19 protein-coding genes are annotated in these 21,294 nt (G+C 65.6%); 3 read left to right on the top strand and 16 right to left on the bottom strand.

Translation table 11 applies throughout. The features are described from left to right. Positions 1-99: 99 nt before the first annotated feature. The 7 genes from KUW00_RS21340 to KUW00_RS21310 form a co-directional block, all read right to left on the bottom strand. The gene (locus KUW00_RS21340) at positions 100-1,278 is read right to left on the bottom strand and encodes an iron-containing alcohol dehydrogenase (protein WP_222570084.1); all 1,179 of its coding nucleotides are present in this window, start codon (positions 1,276-1,278) and stop codon (positions 100-102) included. 7 nt (positions 1,279-1,285) lie between these two features. Beyond that, positions 1,286-2,671: an aldehyde dehydrogenase family protein gene (locus KUW00_RS21335; RefSeq protein WP_222570083.1), complete on the bottom strand. Its 1,386-nt coding sequence runs from the start codon at positions 2,669-2,671 to the stop codon at positions 1,286-1,288. A gap of 111 nt (positions 2,672-2,782) precedes the next feature. Then, a complete protein-coding gene (locus tag KUW00_RS21330) occupies positions 2,783-4,162 on the bottom strand; it encodes a glutamine synthetase family protein (protein WP_108448232.1) in 1,380 nt (459 codons plus the stop codon). A gap of 99 nt (positions 4,163-4,261) precedes the next feature. Further along, positions 4,262-5,320 carry a twin-arginine translocation signal domain-containing protein gene (locus KUW00_RS21325; protein ID WP_045992803.1) on the bottom strand — a complete coding sequence of 353 codons (1,059 nt, stop codon included), beginning with the start codon at positions 5,318-5,320 and terminating at the stop codon, positions 4,262-4,264. A 136-nt stretch (positions 5,321-5,456) separates the two neighbouring features. Then, the gene (locus tag KUW00_RS21320; RefSeq protein ID WP_045992804.1) at positions 5,457-6,779 is read right to left on the bottom strand and encodes a TRAP transporter large permease subunit; all 1,323 of its coding nucleotides are present in this window, start codon (positions 6,777-6,779) and stop codon (positions 5,457-5,459) included. Positions 6,780-6,975: 196 nt separating this feature from the next. Continuing rightward, positions 6,976-7,551, bottom strand: a complete 576-nt coding sequence (locus KUW00_RS21315) for a TRAP transporter small permease subunit (protein WP_108132397.1) — start codon at positions 7,549-7,551, stop codon at positions 6,976-6,978. Between the two features lie 183 nt (positions 7,552-7,734). Beyond that, complete coding sequence (locus tag KUW00_RS21310; protein WP_045992806.1) at positions 7,735-8,694, bottom strand: LysR family transcriptional regulator; 960 nt, start codon at positions 8,692-8,694, stop codon at positions 7,735-7,737. A 183-nt stretch (positions 8,695-8,877) separates the two neighbouring features. Here KUW00_RS21310 and KUW00_RS21305 point away from each other — a divergent pair, with 183 nt between their 5' ends. Then, positions 8,878-9,678 carry a TraX family protein gene (locus tag KUW00_RS21305; RefSeq protein WP_108132396.1) on the top strand — a complete coding sequence of 267 codons (801 nt, stop codon included), beginning with the start codon at positions 8,878-8,880 and terminating at the stop codon, positions 9,676-9,678. Positions 9,679-9,953: 275 nt separating this feature from the next. Here the strand turns inward: KUW00_RS21305 and KUW00_RS21300 are convergent, their stop codons facing one another. Further along, positions 9,954-10,898 (bottom strand): LysR substrate-binding domain-containing protein, encoded by a 945-nt coding sequence (locus tag KUW00_RS21300; RefSeq protein WP_222570082.1) that lies wholly within the window; start codon positions 10,896-10,898, stop codon positions 9,954-9,956. Positions 10,899-11,099: 201 nt separating this feature from the next. On the opposite strand from KUW00_RS21300, the gene KUW00_RS21295 reads away from it, so the two are divergent. Continuing rightward, positions 11,100-12,110, top strand: a complete 1,011-nt coding sequence (locus KUW00_RS21295) for a YeiH family protein (RefSeq protein ID WP_222570081.1) — start codon at positions 11,100-11,102, stop codon at positions 12,108-12,110. A 124-nt stretch (positions 12,111-12,234) separates the two neighbouring features. Here the strand turns inward: KUW00_RS21295 and KUW00_RS21290 are convergent, their stop codons facing one another. The 4 genes from KUW00_RS21290 to purE all read right to left on the bottom strand — a co-directional run bounded on the left by KUW00_RS21290 (position 12,235) and on the right by purE (position 15,035). Next, positions 12,235-12,996, bottom strand: a complete 762-nt coding sequence (locus KUW00_RS21290) for a BMP family protein (protein ID WP_261392336.1) — start codon at positions 12,994-12,996, stop codon at positions 12,235-12,237. Between the two features lie 7 nt (positions 12,997-13,003). Next, complete coding sequence (locus KUW00_RS21285; RefSeq protein WP_222570079.1) at positions 13,004-13,225, bottom strand: hypothetical protein; 222 nt, start codon at positions 13,223-13,225, stop codon at positions 13,004-13,006. Positions 13,226-13,360: 135 nt separating this feature from the next. After that, the gene (locus KUW00_RS21280) at positions 13,361-14,476 is read right to left on the bottom strand and encodes a 5-(carboxyamino)imidazole ribonucleotide synthase (protein WP_045992810.1); all 1,116 of its coding nucleotides are present in this window, start codon (positions 14,474-14,476) and stop codon (positions 13,361-13,363) included. A 37-nt stretch (positions 14,477-14,513) separates the two neighbouring features. Continuing rightward, positions 14,514-15,035 (bottom strand): 5-(carboxyamino)imidazole ribonucleotide mutase, encoded by a 522-nt coding sequence (purE, locus tag KUW00_RS21275; protein WP_045992811.1) that lies wholly within the window; start codon positions 15,033-15,035, stop codon positions 14,514-14,516. Positions 15,036-15,284: 249 nt separating this feature from the next. Between purE and KUW00_RS21270 the strand changes: the two genes are divergently transcribed. Continuing rightward, on the top strand, positions 15,285-15,983 hold the full coding sequence (locus KUW00_RS21270) for a YbaY family lipoprotein (RefSeq protein WP_222570078.1): 699 nt from the start codon (positions 15,285-15,287) through the stop codon (positions 15,981-15,983). A gap of 92 nt (positions 15,984-16,075) precedes the next feature. Here the strand turns inward: KUW00_RS21270 and KUW00_RS21265 are convergent, their stop codons facing one another. The 4 genes from KUW00_RS21265 to lhgO form a co-directional block, all read right to left on the bottom strand. Further along, a complete protein-coding gene (locus KUW00_RS21265) occupies positions 16,076-18,079 on the bottom strand; it encodes a TRAP transporter permease (protein WP_108448224.1) in 2,004 nt (667 codons plus the stop codon). A 139-nt stretch (positions 18,080-18,218) separates the two neighbouring features. After that, positions 18,219-18,818: a DUF1850 domain-containing protein gene (locus KUW00_RS21260; protein WP_222570077.1), complete on the bottom strand. Its 600-nt coding sequence runs from the start codon at positions 18,816-18,818 to the stop codon at positions 18,219-18,221. After that, complete coding sequence (locus tag KUW00_RS21255; RefSeq protein WP_222570076.1) at positions 18,818-19,780, bottom strand: TAXI family TRAP transporter solute-binding subunit; 963 nt, start codon at positions 19,778-19,780, stop codon at positions 18,818-18,820. Before KUW00_RS21255 ends, KUW00_RS21260 begins: the two co-directional genes overlap by 1 nt. A 245-nt stretch (positions 19,781-20,025) precedes the next feature. Continuing rightward, the gene (gene lhgO / locus KUW00_RS21250) at positions 20,026-21,228 is read right to left on the bottom strand and encodes an L-2-hydroxyglutarate oxidase (protein ID WP_108132390.1); all 1,203 of its coding nucleotides are present in this window, start codon (positions 21,226-21,228) and stop codon (positions 20,026-20,028) included. Positions 21,229-21,294: the final 66 nt, after the last annotated feature.

The following is a 21,294-nucleotide window of genomic DNA, read 5'->3' as shown; positions in this document are numbered from 1 at the left end:
CCTTGACGCTGGCCGGCCACCTTGCCAGAGACGACCCGGGCGCCGCCAGGGCTAAGTCATCGGGCGGGGCCGGGCGCTATACCAACGCGATACCAAGCGCTATAGCCGGCCCTGCTGGGCCGCCAGGAAGATGCGTTGATAATCCTCGGCCGTAAAGGCGATGGGATTGCTGGCCGCGGACGGGTCGACCACCGCCATTTCGCCGATCTTCACCGCCTCGGCGTCATCGATGCCGATGGCCGCCAGGTCGTGGGGGATCGCGAGCCGCTCGCGCAGCTCGAGCACCCAGTCGATGGCACTTGAGGTGCCCGGCTGGCGAATATCGAGATAGCGACACAGGCGCACCATGGGCTCACCGATGACGCGCTCGTTGGCCTTGAGCACATAGGGCATCAGGATGGCGTTCAAGGTGCCATGGTGGGCGTCGTACAGCGCCCCCAGTGGATGGGCCAGGGCATGCATGGCGCCGAGCCCCCGCTGGAAGGCGGTGGCGCCCATGCTCGATGCCACCAGCATGTTGAGCCGGGCCTCAAGGTCGTCGCCGTGGGCGTAGGCCCGGGGCAGATAGTCGCGGACCCGGCGCATGCCCTCCACCGCGATGCCCTCGGCCATGGGGTGATAGCCCGGCGCGCACCAGGCCTCCAGACAGTGGGACAGGGCATCCATACCGGTAGCGGCGGTAACCGCAGGGGGCAGGCCCACGGTCAGGGTCGGGTCCAGGATCACCCGAACCGGCACCATGCCGGGGTGGAAGATGATGCGCTTGACCCGCTCGGCCTCGTCGGTGATCACCGAGGCGCGTCCCACCTCCGAGCCGGTACCGGCGGTGGTCGGCACCGCCACCAGCGGCACGATGGCGTCGCCGTCGGCGTTCTTCCAGTTGTCGCCGACGTCCTCCAGCGACCACAGCGACAGGCCGTCGCGCTGATTGGCCATCAGCGCCACCGCCTTGGCCGCGTCGAGTCCGGAGCCTCCGCCGAAGGCGATCACGCCGTCGTGTTCCCCCTGGCGGAAGGCGTCGACGCCGGCGATGACGTTGGCACCGGTGGGATTGCCCTTGATCTCGGCAAACAGCCCCGCCCTGAGTCCTTCGCCGGCGCAGTGATCGAGCACTTCGCGCACCATCGGCAGCGCCGCGAGCCCCGGATCGGTGATCAACAACGGCGCCGTCATGCCAAGCTCTCGGCACTGCGCCGGCAGATCACGAATTCGACCGGCGCCGGTGAGGATGGCCGAGGGGTAGTTCCAGCTGGTGGTGTAGCGGCTGATATCGCTCATGGTTGCCTCAGGCGTGTTTCAGATGGAAAGACTTGGGCCGGGTCAGGCTGTCGAAGCCGAGCCGCGACAGCGAGCAGCCGCGCCCCGAATGCTTGACGCCGGTCCAGGCCAGCTCCGGGTCCAGATAGTCGCAGCGATTGACGAAGGCGGTGCCCACCTGAAGCCGCGCGGCCAGCGCTTCGCCGGCGACCAGGTCGCGGGTGAAGATCGCCCCGGTCAGGCCGAACTCGGAGTCATCCATCAAGGCGATGGCCTCGTCGTCGCCCTCCACCGCCATCACCCCGACCACCGGGCCGAAGCTCTCCTCGCGCATCACCGCCATGCTGTGGTCGACCCCGGTCAACAGCTGTGGCGCCAGATAGGCGCTGCCGGGGCGCGACAGCGGATAGTCGCCGGGGTCGATCCAGGCGCGGGCGCCGGCGGCCACCGCGGCCTCCACCTGGCCCCGCACGAAGTCGGCGGCGGCGGGCTTGACCACCGGTCCAAGGCTGGTAGACGGGTCGCAGGGGTTGCCGAGCCTGAGCTGCTTGAGCCAGGCCACCGCCCGTTCGACGAAGTCATCGAAGATGGCGCGCTCGACGTAGATCCGCTCGATGCCACAGCAGCTCTGGCCCGAGTTGAAGAAGGCGCCATCCATCACCCCTTCCACCGCGCTGTCCAGGTCGACGTCGGCGCGCACATAGGCGGCGTCCTTGCCGCCGAGTTCCAGCGCCGTGGCGATAAAGCGCCCGGCGGTGGCGGCTTCGACGGTGCGACCACCGCCCACCGAGCCGGTGAAGGACACATGGTCGATGCGAGGGTCCCCCATCAGGGTCTCGGTGGCCTGGTGGCTCAGGTGCAGGTACTGGAACACCCCCTCGGGGATACCCGCCTCTCGGGCGGCCTCGACCATGCGCTCGGCACACAGCGGGGTCTGGGCGGAGTGCTTGAGGATCACCGCATTGCCGGCGAGGATCGCCGGCACCACGGCGTTCACCGCGGTCATGTAGGGGAAGTTCCAGGGCGCGACGATCAGCGAGACGCCCAGCGGTTCGCGGCGAATATAGCGGGTAAAGCCGGGCTTGTCGGCCAGGCGCAGGGGCGAGAGCGCCTCAGGCGCCATGGCGATCATCGCCCGGGCGCGCTCCTCGAAGCCGCCGATTTCCCCGCCGCCCTGAGAAATGGGCCGGCCCATCTGCCAGCACAGCTCCTCGGCGTGCTGATCGCGCCGGGCGACGAAGGCGTCCACCATCGCACTGCACAGGCGGCAGCGCTCGGCGACGTCACGTTCGCGCCAGTCCTGCTGGGCCTCGACCGCGCGGGCCAGGGCCGTTTCGATCTCGGCCGCGCCGGCCTGCTCGCGCTCCACGTACACCGAGCCGTCCACCGGCGATATCGTCTGTTGAATGGCCATGCAGTTCTCTCGTCTGTCGGTTGGCGGGATGCCGGGATGCCGGGCATCCGCGTCAGATGATCTCGATGCCGTTCTATCGTCCGTCGATCGGCATGATGCCGGGCATCCGCGTCAGATGATCTCGAAGTAGCGATCGAGCTCCCAGTCAGTGATATGCCGGCGGAATTCGCGTTCCTCCCACTCCCGGGTGGCGGCAAAGTGCTCGACGAAGTCGTCGCCGAAGAGCCCGCGCGCAGGCGTCGATGCCTTGAGCCGCTGTGCCGCCTCCCACAGGGTTCGCGGCAGCGCCTGGTGCTCGGGGTGATCGAGTTCGTAGGCGTTGCCGGTGACCGCGGTATCGGGCTCGAGCCCCTGCTCGATACCATAAAGGCCGGCACCGATGGCGGCGGCCAGCGCCAGGTAGGGATTGGCGTCGGCGCTGCCGAGCCGGTATTCGACCCGCTGGGACTTGGCGCTGCCGGGGATCACGCGCAGGGCGGTGGTGCGATTCTCGACGCCCCAGGTGGCGTCCGTCGGCGCCCAGAAGCCGGGAATCAGCCGGGTGTAGCTGTTGATGGTGGGGGCGAACATGGCCAGAAACTCCGGCATCAGCCGCTGCTGGCCGGCGACGAAGTGACGCTGGATGGCGCTCATGGAGTGCTCGGCGTCGGCGTCGTAGAAGGCCGACTCGCCGCTCTCGAGGTGCTTCATCGACAGGTGGATATGGCCGCTCTGGCCGGGATAGTCCGGCGACCACTTGGCCATGAAGGTGGCCATCAGGCCGCGTCGCTGGGCCCACACCTTGGTGAAGGTCTTGAACAGCGCCGCCTTGTCGCCGGCGGCCAGCGCCTCGTCGACGCCGATGGCGGCCTCGAGCACGCCTGGCCCGGTCTCGGTGTGCAGCCCCTCGATGGGGAAGTCCATGCGCTGGGACAGCTCCAGCAGCTCGTGGTAGAGCTCGGCATGTACCGAACTCCTGAGCATGGAGTAGCCCATCATGTCCGGGGTCAGCGGGCGCAGGTTGCGAAAGCCCTTCTCGCGCACCGATTCCGGCGTCTCCTGGAACATGAAGAATTCATACTCCAGCGAGCCGTGTACCGAGAAGCCCATCTCGGCGGCCCGGCCCAGCACTCGCCGCAGCAGGCCACGCGGACAGATCGCCTCGGCCCGCTCGGTGAATTCGGCCATGAACAGCAGCATGTCGCCTTCAAAGGGTACCTCGCGACAGCTCTCCGGCAGCACGCGCAACTGGGCGTCGGGATAGCCGGTGTGCCAGCCGGTGTAGCGCGTGTTGTCGTACAGCTCGTCCTTGCTGTCCCAGCCCAGCACCACGTCGCAGAAGGCGAAGCCGCCGTCGAGGGCGGCAAAGAACTTGTCGCGGTGCATGTACTTGCCGACCATCACCCCGTCCAGATCGAGGAAACCGATCTTGACGTGGGAGAGGTTGCGCGCCTCGACCACCCGGCGGGCGTCATCCGCCGTGCGCACGTCCCTGGGATTGAGTCCTGACATCGATCACCCTCCTCATGGGCGAAGGAACAAGGGCGAAGAAACAAAGGGCCGACCTTGATTGCCGAGCCGGCCCGCAACGCCCGATATCTACCGAGAGTGTCAGCTGTAGCGGTAGGGAGGTCCCGCCTGCTGCATGGTCTGACGATAGTCCTTGAGGATCTGCACCACCTTGGCGTTGCGCTCGCTCTGGCCTGCGATCTCGTCCCAGAAGCTCAGCGCCTCGTCCTCGATAGTCTGCCACTCGCTTTCCGGGATCGAGGTCAGCTCCAGCTTGCCGCCCTGGGTGCGGTAGTGGGCCTCGCCCCACCAGTACCAGTGCTGACGATAGTAGTGAGAGCTGTCCATGCACATTCTGAACAGCGTCTTCAGGTGATCCGGCAGCTCGTTCCAGCGCTCGCTGTTGGCGAAGTAGGAGCCGGCCCAGGCGCCGGAAATATTGTTGGTCAGGTAGTAGCTGGAGACGTCCGCCCAGCCCACGGTGTAGGCCTCGGTGATGCCGGCCCAGGCGATGCCGTCGAGTTCACGAGTCTGCATGGCGACCTCGATGTCCTCCCAGGGCAGGGTCACCGGCACCACCCCGAAGCGGGTCAGGAAGCGCCCGGCGGTGGGGAAGGTGAAGACCCGTTTGCCCTCCAGGTCCTTGATGCTGCGGATCGGCTCCCGGGTGACAAAGTTGCAGGGGTCCCAGCTGCCGGAGCCGAGCCAGGTCACTCCCTCGATCTCGCCGTAGGCCTCCTCCCAGATTTCCTTGAGGCCGTAGTGGTTGAACAGGGTCGGCACGTCCAGGCTATAGCGCGAGGCGAACGGGAAGTAGCCGCCGAACACCGAGACATCGACCGGGGCGTTGATCGAGTCGTCGTCGCTCTGCACCGCGTCGATGGTGCCCCGCTGCATCGCTCGGAACAGCTCGCCGGTGGGCACCAGCTGGTCGGAGAAGTACAGCTCGATCTCCATCTCGCCGTTGGCGGCCTTGTTGAAGGCCTCGATGGAGGGCTTGATCACGTGCTCCGCCAGGGCTGGCCCTGCGTAGGTCTGCAGTCGCCAGCGGATCGGTGTCTTCGACTGGGCGTGGACGTAGGGGGCGGCCAGGGTGCCCGCCCCCACGGTGGCGGCGGTGGCGACACCGGCCTTCTTGAGGAAGTCGCGACGATTGGTCATCCGTTCTCTCCCGTTTTCGTTGTTGTTGCCTGACGTTGCGTCCGTAAAGGACGCCTGTGGTCGTCTTCTCCTGCCTTCTTTAAAGCTCCTTGCTTCACATCCCTGCCTGCCGGGCCAAGACCGCGACAGTCCTGCCTCAGTAGTCCCTGAACAGACCCGGCAGCCATAGCGCCAGCTCGGGAAATGCGGTGATCAGCGCAAGCCCCGCCAGCATGATGGCGACGAATGGCCAGACGCTGCGGTAGATGTCGCCGAGACTGATCTCCGGCGGGGCCATGGCGCGCATCAGAAAGAGGTTGTAGCCAAACGGTGGGGTCATGTAGGCGATCTGCACGGTGATGGTGTAGAGCACTCCGTACCAGATCGGGTCGAAGCCCAGGGTGATCACCAGCGGCACGTACAGCGGCGCCACGATCACCAGCATGGCGGTGTCGTCGAGGAACATGCCGAGCAGAATGTAGGACAGCTGCATCATCACCAGGATCTGCCAGGGGGTGAGGCCGAACTGGTCGAGGAATACTGACTCGATGGCGCGCACCGCGCCGAGACCGTCGAACACCGCGCCAAAGCACAGCGCCGCCAGGATGATCCACATGAACATGCAGGTGATGCCGAGCGAGCGGCGCACCGTGGTTTCGATTACCGCCAGCGTCAGACGGCGCTTGAACGCCGCCGCCAGGGTCGCCGACAGCGCCCCCACCGCGGCGCTCTCGACCAGGCTGGTGACGCCCATCACGAACAGCCCGGTCATGAAGAAGAAGATTGCCAGCGGCATGATGCCCGCGCGCAGAAGCTTCAGCTTGTCGGCGGTGGACAGGTTGCGCTCCTCCGGCGGCAGCGCCGGCCCCAGGCTCGGCTGCAGGCGACAACGCACCACGATGTAGATGACGAACATCGCAGCCAGGATCAACCCGGGGATGGCGCCGGCAAGCCACAGCTGGCTGACCGGCTGTCGCGCGATCATGCCGTAGAGCACCAGCACCACGCTGGGCGGCACCAGGATGCCAAGCGAGCTTCCGGCCTGGATCACCCCAGTGACCATGATCTTGTCGTAGCCCCGGCGCAGCAGTTCCGGCAGGGCGATGGTGGCACCGATGGCCATGCCGGCCACACTCAGTCCATTCATCGCCGAGACCACCACCATCAGGCCGATGGTACCGACGGCGAGCCCGCCCTTGAGCCCGCCCATCCATACGTGGAACATCTCGTAGAGTTCGGAGGCGATGCCCGACTCCGAGAGCATGTAACCCATGAAGATGAACAAAGGCAGGGTCAACAGCGGATACCAGTTCATCAACTGGATGGCAGCGCTGAACGGCATCTCCATGCCGCCATCGCCCCACAGCAAGAGCGCCGCCGCCGCGCCGACGAAGCCGATGACGCCGAACACCCGCTGTCCGGTCAACAGCAGCAACATCATCGAAGAGAACATCGTCAGCGCGATCATTTCATAGCTCATCGATCGCCCTCCGTCCCTGGCTCTGGCTTAGAAACAGCAACATCATCGACGCTCTCGACAAGGGCAGCATAAGCGCGATCATTTCATAGCTCATCGATCGCCCTCCGTCCCTGGCTCTGGCTCTGGCTCTGGCTTAGAAACAGCAACATCATCGACGCTCTCGACAAGAGCAGCGTAAGCGCGATCATTTCATAGCTCATCGATCGCCCTCCCCGTCCTTCCGGTCCTGCTCTTCCCTGCCGTCCTTATCCCCCTCGGTCTGCTCGAGCGGGTGTCCTCTCAGCACGGCGATATCCTTGAACAGGGTCGAGAGGCACTGGGCTAGCATCAGCGCTACCCCCAGGGTCATGATGATCTTGATCGGCGCCAGCGGCGGCGCCCAGGAGCTGTAGTTGGTCTCGCCGTACTTGATCGCGTAGCTGGTGCTGGAGATGCCGCCGGCCAGCAGGGTGGCGAGGAACACCAGCAACAGCAGCATGGTCAGGACGTCGCTCATGGCCTTGGCCCGTGGCGATAGTCGGGTATAGAAGAGGTCCATGCGCACATGGTCGTCGAGCTGCATGGAGTAGGCGCCGCCCAGCAGAAAGTAGGCGACCATCAGGAACTGAGAGACCTCGACGCCCCAGATCAACGGCCGATCAAACAGGGTGCGCGAGAGCGAGGCGTAGAGCAGGACCCCGATCATCACGAAGATCAGGTACATGACGATACGACCGATACGCCGATTGAATCGGTCCACGTAGCGGACGTAGAGACGAATGGCTGCCGGCATGGGCGCTCCCGGACACAAGAGGAATCTCCTGAGTCTTGGCCCAGCCTGGCCGGACGTGCCAGTTGCATCGACTTCAACGACGTGATGACTATCGAAGCTTTCGATACTGCTCAAGCAAAGTGCAGAGAAAAGCAGCCACTGCACCGAAACCGGCCATGCAACTGGCCATCGCCGGGAAGATTCTCAGACGGAAGTGACGATCTGCTCCTCGACCCAGGGCAGCTCCTCGGTGAGCGTGGCACGAAAGTCGCCGTCCAGCAGGCGGCGGGCGTCCCGCGCCAGCTGCCCAGGCAAGCCACCGAGTTCGTCGCGCCTGGCGACCAGCGTCAACGAGCGCTTGAGCGGCGCCAGCGGCAGCGCTTCGATACGCACCCTGAGCTGATCGAGCCCCGCCTGATACAGGCACAGCGGGGTCGTCACGGTAAAGCCGACGCCGTCGCTCACCGCCTTGAGCAAGGCGCAGGTGTTGTCCAGGTGCAGCCGCGCCGGCAGCTCCACACCGGCCAGGCGCAGGTGGCGCTCGATACTCTGGCCGATCAGCGACTGTGGCACGTAGCGCACGAAGTCGAGCTGACGCGATAGCCAGCGCAGATTGTCAGCAGGCCCCGTCCAACTCGCCGGCAACACCAGCACAAAGGGCTCGTCCAGCACCCTGTGACGCTCCAGGCCGTCGTAGTTTTCCAGCCGATCGTCGGAGATGATCACGTCCACATGCCGCGTCAGCAACGAGTGGCCGTGCATGTGCGAAAGCCCGGTGGTCAGGGTGTAGTCACGGGTGTGGCGGCGGATGACATCGATCAGCGGCTTGCCCACGGCGGTGGCCAGCGAATCCACCAGCGCCAGGCGCATCTGATGCAATTGACCGAAGGCGCCGGTGATCAGTTCGCGGCGGGTATCCCGGGCCTCGCCCAGCAGACGGCGGGCACGGTCATAAAAGAAGCGCCCGGCGCTGGTGGGCTCCAGCGGCCGCGAGCGGCGCTCGAACAGCGCCAGCCCCAGGCTCTCTTCGAGGGTCGCCAGGCAATGCGACACCGACGACTGGGTCAGGCCGAGCGCCTCGGCGGCGGCGCTCTGGCTACCGCGTTCCAGGGTCTCGACGAAGATTTCCATACTGCGCAGGTCGAAGCCGAAGCCATTCTTCATGGCGTCTCCTCGGTGGTGATGTTGTTATTGTCTCGGCGCTGTTGTCGGCTCTTGCAGGGGCTGTCGCAGAGATCCTTGACCCGGTGCTGATCCTGGTCGGTGTCGAAGCTCTACTCTGACTCCTGCGGAACTTGTCGGCCCGGCACAAGTCTACCCTGGCAAGCCGAACAACAGGGAAGTCCGATGACCTACGTCGCCAGCGCCAGCTACCACGAACGACCGTCCTCCCACTGGACCGGCTGGGGCCAGTGGATCGCGCTTGTCACCATGACCCTGGACCACCTGGCACGCTACCTGGCCACCGACGCCTGGCACCTTGGCTGGGTCGATTCGAGCGTGGGCCGTATCGCCTTTCCACTGTTCGCCGGCATGGTCGCCTGGCACGGGCTGTTCAATACCCGTGATCCGCTGCGCTACGCGCGCCGGGTGATGATCATCGGTCTGCTGGCCCAGTTACCCTACCAACTGATGCCCCGCGAGGCGCTGTTTCAGCTCAACATCTGCTTTACCCTGGCGCTCGGGCTGATGGCCGGACACTGGCTTGAGCAACTGACCCGGCGACAGGAGGCCGGAGAGCTGGGCCATGTACGCCTGGCGCTGGAGACCCTCGGCGTGGCAACCGGCTGGTACTTTGCCGGCTTCTGGGTCGAATACGGCCACCATGGCCTGTTGCTGGTGCCGTTTTTCATGCTTGGCATGGGCCAGCTCCATCGTACCGACGACGCCCTGCTCTCGCGCCTGCTGGCGGTGGTCGGCTGCCTGCCGCTGCTGCTGGTGGCAGGCATGATGAACAGCTCCGACATGGCCAAGTCGGTGACCGTGGCCACGGTCCTGGCGGTGCTGCTGCTGGCCGCTGGTGCTCACCGGCTATGCCGCGCGCCCGGCATCGTCATGCCGCGGCGGATGTGGCTCGCGTGGTATCCCGCCCACTTCGCGGTGATCGCCGCCATCCTGCTGTGGACCGGCAACGCCCAGATAATGTGAACCCACCAAGGTGGCTCGCCTGCTCTTGATACCCCCAGGCCCACTTCGCGGTGATCGCCGCCATCCTGCTGTGGACCGGCAACGCCCAGATAATGTGAACCCGAAAGCGCGGTGATCGCCGCCATTCTGCTGTGGACCGGCAACGCTCAGATAATGTAACGGCACCGGCAACGGTCAAAGAACCCGCCAAGGTGGCTCGCCTGCTCTTGATACCCCCAGGCCCACTTCGCGGTGATCGCCGCCATCCTGCTGTGGACCGGCAACGTCCAGATCCTCTAGGCGTCCTGCACCGGCTGCGCGAAGCGGCTTCTCTGTTCCATCAAGAAGACCTTGAAGGCCTGCCAGGCCGGGCTGCGGTAGCGGTCCGGATGCCACACCAGCGAGAAGTGGCGGGTCAGCGGCAGGTCATGTGACAGCGCCAGCAACTCCCCTCGCTCGAGCTCTCCCCGCACGCTCAGGTGCGACAGGCAACCCAGTCCCAGGCCCGCCGCCACAGCCTGCTTGATCGCCTCGTGCTGCCCCAGCTCCATGCGTACCTTGAGCCTCGGCACCCGGGGCAGCACCGCCGCCTCGAGCACCTCCCGGCTGCCGGAGCCGATCTCGCGCAGGATCCACGACTGCTCGACCAGATCAGCGTCCTCGACCCGGCCCTTGGCCACCAGCGGATGTCCGGGCGCGCAGACAATCACCATATGATCTTCGCACCACACTTCGCTGGCGAGTCCCGGCTCGTGACAGCGCCCCTCGATCATCCCCAGGTCGGCGTCGAAGCGCTGTACCTCGGAGATCACCTCGCCGGTATTGCGAAGCCTCAGGCGCAGGTCGACCCCCGGATGCAGTCCGCCGAACTCCCCGGCCAGCGGCGGCAACAGATAGGTGCCGATGGTGGCGCTGGCGGAGATCGCCAGGCTGCCGTGGAGCTCGTCTCCCGGTTCCTCGGCGGCGGCGATCAGCTCGCCCAGATCATCCAGCAGCTGTTCGGCGCGCGGCAGCAGTCGATGGCCCATGTCGTTCAGGCCAAGCCGCCGTCCCGGGCGTTCGAACAGGGTGACACCAAGTTGACGCTCCAGGTCCGCCAGCGCCTGGCTGGTCGCCGACTGGGACAGGCTCAGTTGTCTGGCCGCGGCGCTGACGGTTCCCAGCCGGGCCACCGCCACGAAGACCTCGAGCTGGCGCAGGGTGATATGGGAGCGGGTGGGACTGTCTGGCGAGAAACTCATCACGGTGCTCGACGGTTGCAGGGAAGATGGCGGGGAAACGACAACGGCTCCTATATCGGCTCAGCTTATAACAGGTTTCGTTATTACACGATAATCATCTGGCATATCCACGCCTAGAATCTCCCTATCGAACCGACGCCTCAGGCTCCACCCAGACGAGCCGGTAGCGGCGATACCCTGACACGAAGAGGAGATCCGCTCATGTGGCAAGGACTTGCGCTATGCGCACTATTGACGCTGGCCGGGCAGGCCATCAGCCGACTGCCCGGTATCGCCGACGCAGGCGTGAGTCCGCTGGTGTTCGCCCTGCTGCTGGGCATCGTGGTCGGCAATCTGCCGCTCAAGCGCACCGTCGAGGGCGCCCAGCCGGGGCTCGCCTTCGCTACCCGCTGGCTGCTGCGCGGCGGCATCGTGCTGTTCGGCCTGTCGCTGACCTTCGCTCAGGTGGTCGGACTCGGGCCCAAGGTGCTGCTGCTGGACGCGCTGATCATCACCGCGGTACTGCTGGTCGGCTACCAGATCGGCACCCGGGGGCTCGGCATGGATCGCGAGACCACCCTGCTGACCAGTGCCGGCAGCGCCATCTGCGGCGCCGCTGCGGTGCTCGCCACCGAGTCGACCATTCGCTCGAAGCCGGCAGCGGCGTCCATGGCGGTGGCCACGGTGGTGCTGTTCGGCTCCCTGGCCATGCTGACCTACCCGCTGCTGTATCCGTGGCTGGGCATGGACGAGGGACTGTTCGGGGTCTATATCGGCGCTACCGTGCATGAGGTGGCCCAGGTGGTCGCCGCCGGCGACGCCGTCGGCCCGGATGCCCTGGCCAACGCGGTCATCGTCAAGCTGGTGCGGGTGATGCTGCTGGTGCCCTTCCTGCTGGTGGTCGGCCAATGGTGGCTGCGTCAGCCGACCCAGGAAGGCGCCGAGGCCGGCGCTCAGGGCGCACACAAGGCCAAGCTGGTGATCCCCTGGTTTGCCCTCGGCTTTATCGCCATGGTCGGCGTCAACAGCGTCGTCACCCTGCCCGCGCCGCTGCACTCGGGTCTGGTGCTGGCCGGCCAGATCGCCCTGACCATGGCCATGGCCGCGCTTGGCATCAACACCCGGATGTCTCGCCTCAAGGCGCTCGGCGTGAAGCCCTTTCTGCTCGCCCTGATCCTGTTTGTGCTGCTGGTGGTTGGTGGCGGGATGGCCAGTGCCCTGCTGATGGGCTGACCGGATCGATGGACCGGGCAGGAACCCGATACACAGCGAAGAAGGCGGCCTTGCGGCCGCCTTCTTGCGTGGTGCTGATCCACTATTGAGCAGCGAGAGACTTGCTCCCTCGACATGCCCCCTGCTACAGGGAGAATTCCTCGCCGTCGTAGGACGTCTGTACCTCGATGCTTCCTTCGACGATCTCGGCGGCGAGGCGATCGAGTTCGGCGACGATGTCGTCCTCGACCCAGGGCGCCAGCGACAGACGCACCGCCTCCGGGTTCTCCAGGCCGATACGCACCACCTCACCCGAGCTCCAGCTGCCCTGCTTGACCGCCTCGGCAGCTACAAAACCTGCCATGGACACGTTGGCGATGGCGGAGCCGGCGAACACCTCCGGGTAGTCCTCATGCCACTCGCGCACATTGCCGAACTGCCAAACGCCTTCGGCCTCGTGCATCGCGTCGATGGCCCCTTGGCGACCCGCATTCAACATGGTGAAGATGATATCGGCACCGGCCTCGATCTGGGCGCTGGCCACGTCATGGGCCAGTGACACATCGTCCTGATCGCCGGCGAAGATGGTGAGGAAGTCGGCGTCCGGCCGGGTATGCTGCAGACCGTGGTAGAAGCCCCCGCGACCCTTGAGACCCGGAGTGACGCGAATCCCCGAGATATGGCCCACCACGCCGCTTTGAGTCAGCAGACCCGCCGCTGCACCGGCGAGCCAGGCGGACTGCTCCTGAAGGACTTCATAGCTCGACACATTGTCGCCGGTGACATCCCCCTGGGTGACGGAGAACAGCACCTCGGGATAGTCCGCGGCCACCGTCATCACCGCCTCGGAATTCTGACCGCCGTGGGCGATGATCAGGTCCGGCCCGGCATCCGCCAATCGCCGCAGGGCGGCCTCAAGCGCGTCGGGCTCCGGCGCTTATCCCATCCTCGTAGCTGATCCCGGCGCCAAGTTCGGCCTCGATGCGCTCGAGTCCACGGTAACCCGCCTCCATGAAGCCGCCGTCATCCTTCTGCCCCGGCAATAGCATGGCCACCTCGAAGGCATCCGCCACGGCCAGGGAAGGCGAAAGCGAGAGACCACACAGCGCCGCCATGTATCCAACTTTACGAATCATCGAACACCTCATTACTTATTTTTGTATACAGAGCGCATCAACTACTCTAGCGCCGCGGTGGCGTCATCGCCACCCCGAAACAACGACGGGCCCCGTGTTGGGGCCCGTCGTGGAGGGAGCGAAACAGCGCCTGGCTCAGTCTTCGAAGCTGAAGCGCACTTCGGGGGCGTCCGGCACCAGGGCGGCGCATTCGCGCACCCGCTTGAGCAGGCTCGCGTGATCGTCGGCGACCAGGTTGATGTGACCAAGCTTGCGACCGGCGCGCTCGCTCTTGTCGTAGCGATGCAGGTGGGCGTCGCGCATGGCCAGCACCTGGCTCGGCTCGGGCTCGCGTCCGATCACGTTGACCATGCAGGTCGGCGCCCGGGCACTGGTGTCCCCGAGCGGCAGGCCCTGGATGGCACGCAGATGATTTTCGAACTGGCTGGTCACCGCACCATCCATGGTCCAGTGGCCGGAGTTGTGCACTCGCGGTGCCATCTCGTTGGCCAGCAGGCTGCCGTCGGCGCACTGGAACAGCTCCAGGGTCAGCACACCGACATAGTCCAGCTCATCCAGCAGCGCCCGGATGTATTCATCGGCGGTGTGCTGGACGCTATCGTCGAGATCCGGCATCGGCGCCAGCGAGTAACGCAGGATGCCATCGACATGGACGTTTTCCGCCATGGGATAGAACACCACCTCACCGTCGCGTCCGCGCACGGCGATGATCGACACCTCGCGCACGAAGTCGACGAAGGACTCGACGATCAACCGCGGGTGATTGATGCGCTTCCAGGCATCGGCAGCTTCCGCCGGGTCCTTCAGCACCGCCTGCCCCTTGCCGTCATAGCCCTCGGTGATCGACTTGGCCACCACCGGCGTGCCCAGCTCACGAGCGGCGGCTTCCAGCGACTCGGCGCTGTCCACCAGGCGATAGGCCGGCGTCGGAATACCCAGTCGATCGAACAGCGCCTTCTCCTCGGCACGATTCTGACACACCCGGATCGCCTCACTGCCGGGGTAGACCGGTTTCTCGGCTTCGATCGCCTGGACCAACGACACCGGCAGGTGCTCAAACTCGTAGGTGACCAGGTCGACGTCTTCGAGGAAGCTCTGGACGTGCTTCTGGTCGGTGTCGATCATCACCTCGCCGATCCCGGCGCTGGGGTGGCCGGTGGTATCGAGAAAGCGGAACCGGTTGGCCAGCGGATAGCCGGCCAGCGCCAGCATACGGCCGAGCTGTCCGGCCCCGAGAACGCCAATCTTCATGACTTGCTCCTGTTTTCCTGCGGGTACACGACGCCGTTCAGCCCTGGCGAGACTCGGGCGGACGAGGATCGGGATTGTCGAGCACGGTCTGGGTCTGCTCGGCGCGGAAGGCCTCGACGGCCTCGCGAACCTGGCTGTCCCCGAGCCCCACGATCTGGGCTGCCAGCAGGCCAGCATTGGTAGCGCCGGCCTTGCCGATGGCCAGGGTGCCGACGGCGACGCCGCCCGGCATCTGGGCGATCGACAGCAGTGAATCCAGCCCCTTGAGCGCCTTGGACTCCACCGGCACGCCGAGCACCGGCAGCGCGGTCTGGGAGGCGACCATGCCGGGCAGGTGCGCTGCACCGCCGGCCCCGGCGATGATCACCTGAATACCACGCTCGGCGGCACCCTTGGCGTAGTCGAACAGCAGATCCGGGGTGCGGTGGGCGGAGACCACCTGGGTCTCGTAGCTCACGCCGAGGCGCTCGAGCATGGTCACGGCGTGTTCCATGACCGGCCAGTCGGACTTGGAACCCATGATCACGCCGACCCGGGGCGCTGGGGAAGTGGATGACATCGGCAACTCCTCGAAGAAACGACGGCGCCGCGGCAAAGAAATCGCCACGACAAGGGAACAATCGGGAAGCGGCATAGTCTAGCAGAGCCGGGGGAGCAGTACCTCTCCCTATGCGGAGACGTCGCCAGCCAGCGACAGCGCCTTTCACCCTGACTGCGCATTGGCCTGCTAGGGTAACGCTGCTGTCGCGGCCATCGCCGACACTCCACGCCGCCTGACAGGACGACCCGCTCACCCAAGGAGAGAGCCATGAAACCGACCCTGCTGCTTATTGCCGCCCTGACCTCCGGCCTGGCGCTGGCCGGTTGCGATGAGGGACAGAGCACCGCCAGCACCGCGCAGGAGGGCTCGAACGCCAGCCAGCAGAGCACCACCGAACAGGCACAGAACATGACGCTTGACGGTACCCTGAGCTTCGCCGAGGCCGGCCAGAGCCTGCCCGACAACGCCGAGGTCACGGTGTTGCTCAACGACGTTGCCCTCGCCGACGCCCCGGCCCGGACCATCGCCGAAACCACGGTGACCATCGAGCGCCAGGCACCGACCGACTTCTCGCTGAGCTACGCAAGCGACGCGGTGAACCCGCGCCACACCCACAGCCTGCGTGGCGAGATCCGCAACGACGAAGGTCAGTTGGTGTGGACCAGTACCGAAGCCACTCCGGTGGAAGTCGGTGCCGACGCCGACCAGCCGCCGGTGTCGGTGGTGCTGCGCCCGGTGGGTGCCGACGGCAATGCCCAGAGCGACAGCATGCAGAAGGCCCAGGAGGCGCTGCTGTCCAGCGGTGATGAACCCACCGCCGCCGAGAAGCAGGCCGTGGAAGAGGCCGACGCCGTGGCCGAACAGGCCGCCGGCATGCAGGAGCCCAGCCAGGGCGCCGCCGCGGCGAGCGGCGAAAATGCCGACACCGGTGCCAATACCGAGACGTCGTCCAGCCAGCCGCAGTAAGCGAGCGCCCTCGACGGACCGGCTCCTCCCGATACGACAACGCCGTGCCCAAGGGCACGGCGTTGTCGCTGCTGGCGGCTGCCCTGGCGCCGCTACGCTGTTGCCGGCGAGCGGCGGGCCTGCCAGAAGTTGAGGCTGATGATCGCCAGCATGACGGCGGCACCGGCGACGTCGAACACCAGCGACGGCAGGAACACCCCGACGATCGCCGGCAGCAGCAGCACGCGCTGCCAGATCGCCATGCGGGTGAACAGATAGCCTTCCAGGGTGGCGGCGAAGGCGCCCAACGCCAGAAGCCCGGTGAAGCCCTTCCAGATCAGCAGCCAGACCGGCCCGCCGACGATGATCTCGGGGTTGTAGACCATGAACAGCGGCACCAGGTAGAGGCCCTTGGCAAACTTCCACGACTGGAAGCTGGTCTCCATGGGCTTGGCCCCGGCGATGGCGGCCCCGGCGAAGCCGGCCAGCGCGATCGGCGGCGTCACGTTGGAGTCCTGGGAATACCAGAACACCACCAGGTGGGCGATCAGCAACGGCACCCCGAACTCATTGGCCAGCGCCGGCCCCACCAGCACGATCAGCACGATATAGCTGGCCGTCACCGGCAGCCCCATGCCCAGCACGAGACTCGCCAGCAGCACCATGATCAGCGCCAGCAGCAGGTTACCGCCCGAGAAAGCCAGCATCATGGCCGAGAACTTGAGGCCGAGACCGGTCAGCCCCACTACCCCGACGATGATCCCTGCCACCGCACAGGCCATGGTCACCGCCACGGCGTTGCGCGCACCGAGTTCGAGGCCTTCAATCAGCTTGAGCAGACCGTTGCGACAGGCCAGCCCCAGACGCTCGGCGGTCACCGGCTGCCCCTCGCCTGGCGCCACGAACAAGAACCACACCGCAAAACGCAGCACCGCCACCAGCAGCATGCAGACGATGGCGTAGTAGCCCACTCGCATCGGCGACATGTTCATCATCAACAGCCACACCAGCACCGCCAGCGGCAGCAGGAAGTGCCAGCCGTGCTTGAGCACGTCGCTCATCTGCGGCAGCTCGTCCTTGGCCATGCCCTGCATGCCCTCCTTGAGGGCGATGATATGCACGAACAGATAGACGGTGGCGAAGTACATGAAGGCCGGCAGGATGCTGACCTTGACCACCTCGAGATACGGCAGCCGGGTGTACTCGGCGATCAGGAAGGCACCGGCCCCCATCAGCGGAGGCATGATCTGGCCACCGGTCGACGCCGCCGCCTCGATGCCACCGGCCTGGTGGGGCTTGTAGCCCAGGCGCTTCATCAGCGGGATGGTAAAGGCGCCGGTGGTGACCACGTTGGCGATGGCGCTGCCGGAGATCGAGCCCATGCCGGCGGAAGCGATGACCGCGGCCTTGGCGGGCCCGCCACGCTGGCGTCCGGTGGCGGCGTAGGCCAGATCGATAAAGAACTTGCCCGCCCCGGTGATCTCGAGAAAGGCACCGAACAACACAAAGATGAAGATATAGGTCGCGGCCACCCCCATGGGCAGGCCGAAGATGCCTTCCTGCCCCAGGTAAAGCTGGCCCACCAGGCGATCAAGATTGTAGCCGCGATGCTCGAGGATGCCAGGCAGGAACTGGCCGAGCCAGGGTAGCTCGCCACGGGGCCCGGCAAAGGCGTAGAGGATGGCGATCAGGCCGATGATGGTCATGCCCAGACCCACCGCGCGACGGCTGGCCTCCAGCACCGTGATGGTGGCGATGATGCCGACGGTGATGTCGGTCTGGCTCCAGAAACCGGCGCGATTGATGATCTCGTCCAGAAACAGCGCCATGTAGCCGCCGGTGATCATCGCTCCGGTAAAGAACACAAGGTCGATCGCCCCACCCAGCACGCCCCTGTCACGCTTGGGACCGAACACCGGAAACATCAGGAACGCCAGCATCATCACCAGCGCAAGGTGGATGCTGCGCTGATAGAACAGCCCCAGCGGCTGAATCCCCGCCGAGTAGAGCTGGAACAGCGACAGGCCGACCGCCACCAGGGTGATCAGCCATAGTATGGTCTTGGGGTGGTTGGCCTGGCTGCCAGGCACCACCGGTGAAGCTGCCGTTTCGCTCATTGTCGTGATTCTCGTCAGGCCTTGCCGGCGCTTGGCCGGTCGGCATAATTCGGAATGCAGTCGCAGGTCGCCGGCCCTCGAGGGGCCGAAGTGCCCACGCGGTTGGTGGCGTTATTCGATAGCCTGGGCCAACGACAGGCTAGTCGCGCCGCTCGAGTCCAACGCTGACCAAACGCCCCGCCGCCAGATCGCTCAGGCTGATGGGCGTGGAGGCCGCCGGCACGGCCAGGGAGTCCCCGTCCGGACAGTCGGCCCGAGCCTTGATCAACGTCTCCAGGGTCGGCTCACCACGGCTGACCAGGCGATGATCGACGCGCTTGGCGCCGACCCTCAGCCGATAGCGATTGCCGGGGACGGGCTCGTCGATGCCCTCGATCCAGTAGCCGCCCTGACCGTCGCTGACCTGGCGTCCGCGCCCGGGCACGTGGTCGAGGCCCGCGGCAAAGTCCGGCAGGTGACTGCGTTCAAGCACCATGGCACCGCCGAGGTTGCGATAGCAGTCGAGCACCTCGAAGCCTTCTACCGAGTGGTTCCAGGCCAGGCACCAGCCGGCACCATCGGGCATCGGCAGTTCCACCAGAGCTGCACCCTCGGCGTCGCGCACGCTCAAGGTAAATAGAGCATCGCAGTCGGCATCACTTGCCTGGCCAGCGCCCGCCACAGTCATCAGCGTGACCAGCCCAAGCGCAGGCAGGGCGAGCCCGGAGGCCCGCCCTGCCATGAATCGACGCCCCGCCATCAGGGACGCTGCTTGTCCTGCACCTCGGCACCGACTTCCTCGTAGTAGCGCAGTGCGCCCGGGTGGAAGGCGATGGGTGTGGAGTTCACCGAGAACTCGACGGTGGTGTCATTGGCCGCCGGATGGATGGCGATCAGCTCGTCGGTCTGCTCGAACAGGGTCTTGGTGATCTGGTAGGCCAGCTCCTCGTCCATCTCGCTGCTGGCGATCAGCACGTTGGGTACGCCAAGGGTCTGCACCGCTTCTTCCATGCCTTCGTAGAGACCGGCCTTGAGCTCATAGGGTGCAAACACCGGTTCGTCCTTGCGCGCCTTGGCGACTTCCTCGTCGCTGAGGCCGATCAGCCGAACATCGCTGGTGGTGGCCAGATTCAGAATCGAGCTGGTGGGCGGTCCCACGCTCCAGAAACCGGCATCGATATCGCCATCACGCAGGGCGTCGGCGGTCTCGTTGAAGTTCAAGCGACGCGGGTCGAAGTCGTCGTAGCTGATGCCGTTGGCTTCGAGGATGGCGCGGGCGTTGAGCTCGGTGCCGCTGCCGGGCGCACCCACGGACACGACCTTGCCTTCCAGGTCCTCCAGCGAGTCGATGTCGGAGTCGGCCATGGTCACGATCTGCACCGCATTGGGATAGATGGAGGCGATGGCGCGAATGTTCTCGAGCTTGCGCCCCTCGAAGTCACCGGTACCGGTAGCGCCCTGGTGGACGGTGTCGGCCAGCGCCAGCGCCAGATCGGAGTCACCACGCCAGACCAGTCCCATGTTCTCCACCGAGGCGCCGGTCACTTCAGCCACGGCGTCGTAGCCGTCGACGTGCTTCTTGATCAGCTCGGCCAGGCCTCCACCGTAGGGGTAGTAGGTGCCGCCGGTTCCACCGGTGGCGATCGACAGCTGGCTCTGGGCCACGGCGCTGTGGCTGGCAACCAGCAGGGATGCCGTCAGGGCAAGGGTCAGTGCTCGCATGGTCTTCCTCCGTTCCTCGTGGGAACCGCTTAGAATTTATTGTGCGGAATTGAAGTGTCGATACAGCAATCGCCTAGGCAAGCTAGCAAGAGCCGGCCTCGCTTGCCACTGCAGACATTTCGACGTTTTTTATCTTTGTCTGCAATTCTCACAAGGTCTTAGAGACACTGGCCCGCCATCCTGCCCGTCGAACCCCCGAAGGGCGCGCTTCTCAGGGAGCTGGCGTCGCGCCGGCTTTTCACGCCTCAGCGTTGACTGTCGACCTGCTCGCGTACCTTGGCGACGATATGGGCACCGATCGGCAACGCCGAGGTCGCCGCCGGCGATGGCGCATTGCCTACGTTGATGGTGCGCGGCGTGTTGACGAACAGGAAGTCGTCAACCAGCTTGCCGTCTCGTGTCACCGCCTGGGCACGCACCCCGGCCGGGTAGGGCTTCAGGTCATCGAGGGTGAGACTCGGGCAGTACTTGCGCACCTCTTCCAGATAGCCACGCCGTGACAGCGAGTTCTTCATCTCGCGCATGCCAGGGCCCAGATGACGCCACAGCACCTTGAGAATACCCGGATGGCTGACCATGCCGACCAGATCCGCTGCCGAGACATCACGCTTGCGATAGCCCTCGCGGGCCAGTGCCAGCACGGCGTTGGGCCCCACCGTCACGCTGCCATCGATCATGCGGGTAAGGTGGACGCCGAGAAACGGCATGCTGGGGTCCGGAATGGGGTAGATCAGATGATTGACGATGGCATTGCGGTGCTCGGGCAACTGAAAGTACTCCCCGCGGAAGGGACAGATGGTGAAGCTCGGGGTCTGCCCCAGCATGCGCACCACCCGGTCGGCCATCAGCCCCGAGCAACTTACCAGGTAGCGACTGCTGAAGGTCTCGGTGGTGGTGGTCACCACCACTTCCTGGCGACGTTCGTCGAGCCCGGTGACCTCCCGTGAGTAGCGGATCTCGCCACCGCGTCGCTCGAACTCGGCGGCCATGGCGCGAGTGACCTCGGCATAGTCGACAATACCGCTGGACGGCACGAAGATGCCGCCGACGCCGGTGATGTTGGGCTCACGCTCTGCAAGGGCACCGGCGTCGAGCCATTCACGCTCGAGCCCATTGGCTTCGGTGCGTTCCCACAGGGCCTTCATCCGCCCCAACTCCACCTCGTTGGTGGCGACCAGCAGCTTGCCGCAGCTGTCGTAGGCGATGCCGTGGGTCTCGCAGAACGCCTTGGTGGCACGGTTGCCTTCCAGACAGAAGCGCGCCTTGAGGCTGCCCGGTGTGTAGTAGACCCCGGCGTGTATCACGCCACTGTTGTGACCGGTCTGATGGCGAGCCGGACCGTCCTCCTTTTCCAGCAACAGCATGCGCTTTTCAGGATAGGCGTCCTTGAGCTGCATGGCGGTGGACATGCCCAGAATGCCACCGCCGATGATGATGAAGTCGTACATGGGGGTCTCGTTGTCCTTGGTCTTGCCCCGCCGCCGGGACGGGACCGGATACATCGTGGGCAGCCG

The sequence above is a fragment of the Halomonas sp. DP5N14-9 genome (assembly GCF_019802175.1).
Lineage (GTDB): Bacteria > Pseudomonadota > Gammaproteobacteria > Pseudomonadales > Halomonadaceae > Halomonas > Halomonas litopenaei.
This window is presented reverse-complemented; position numbering and strand designations above follow the sequence as displayed.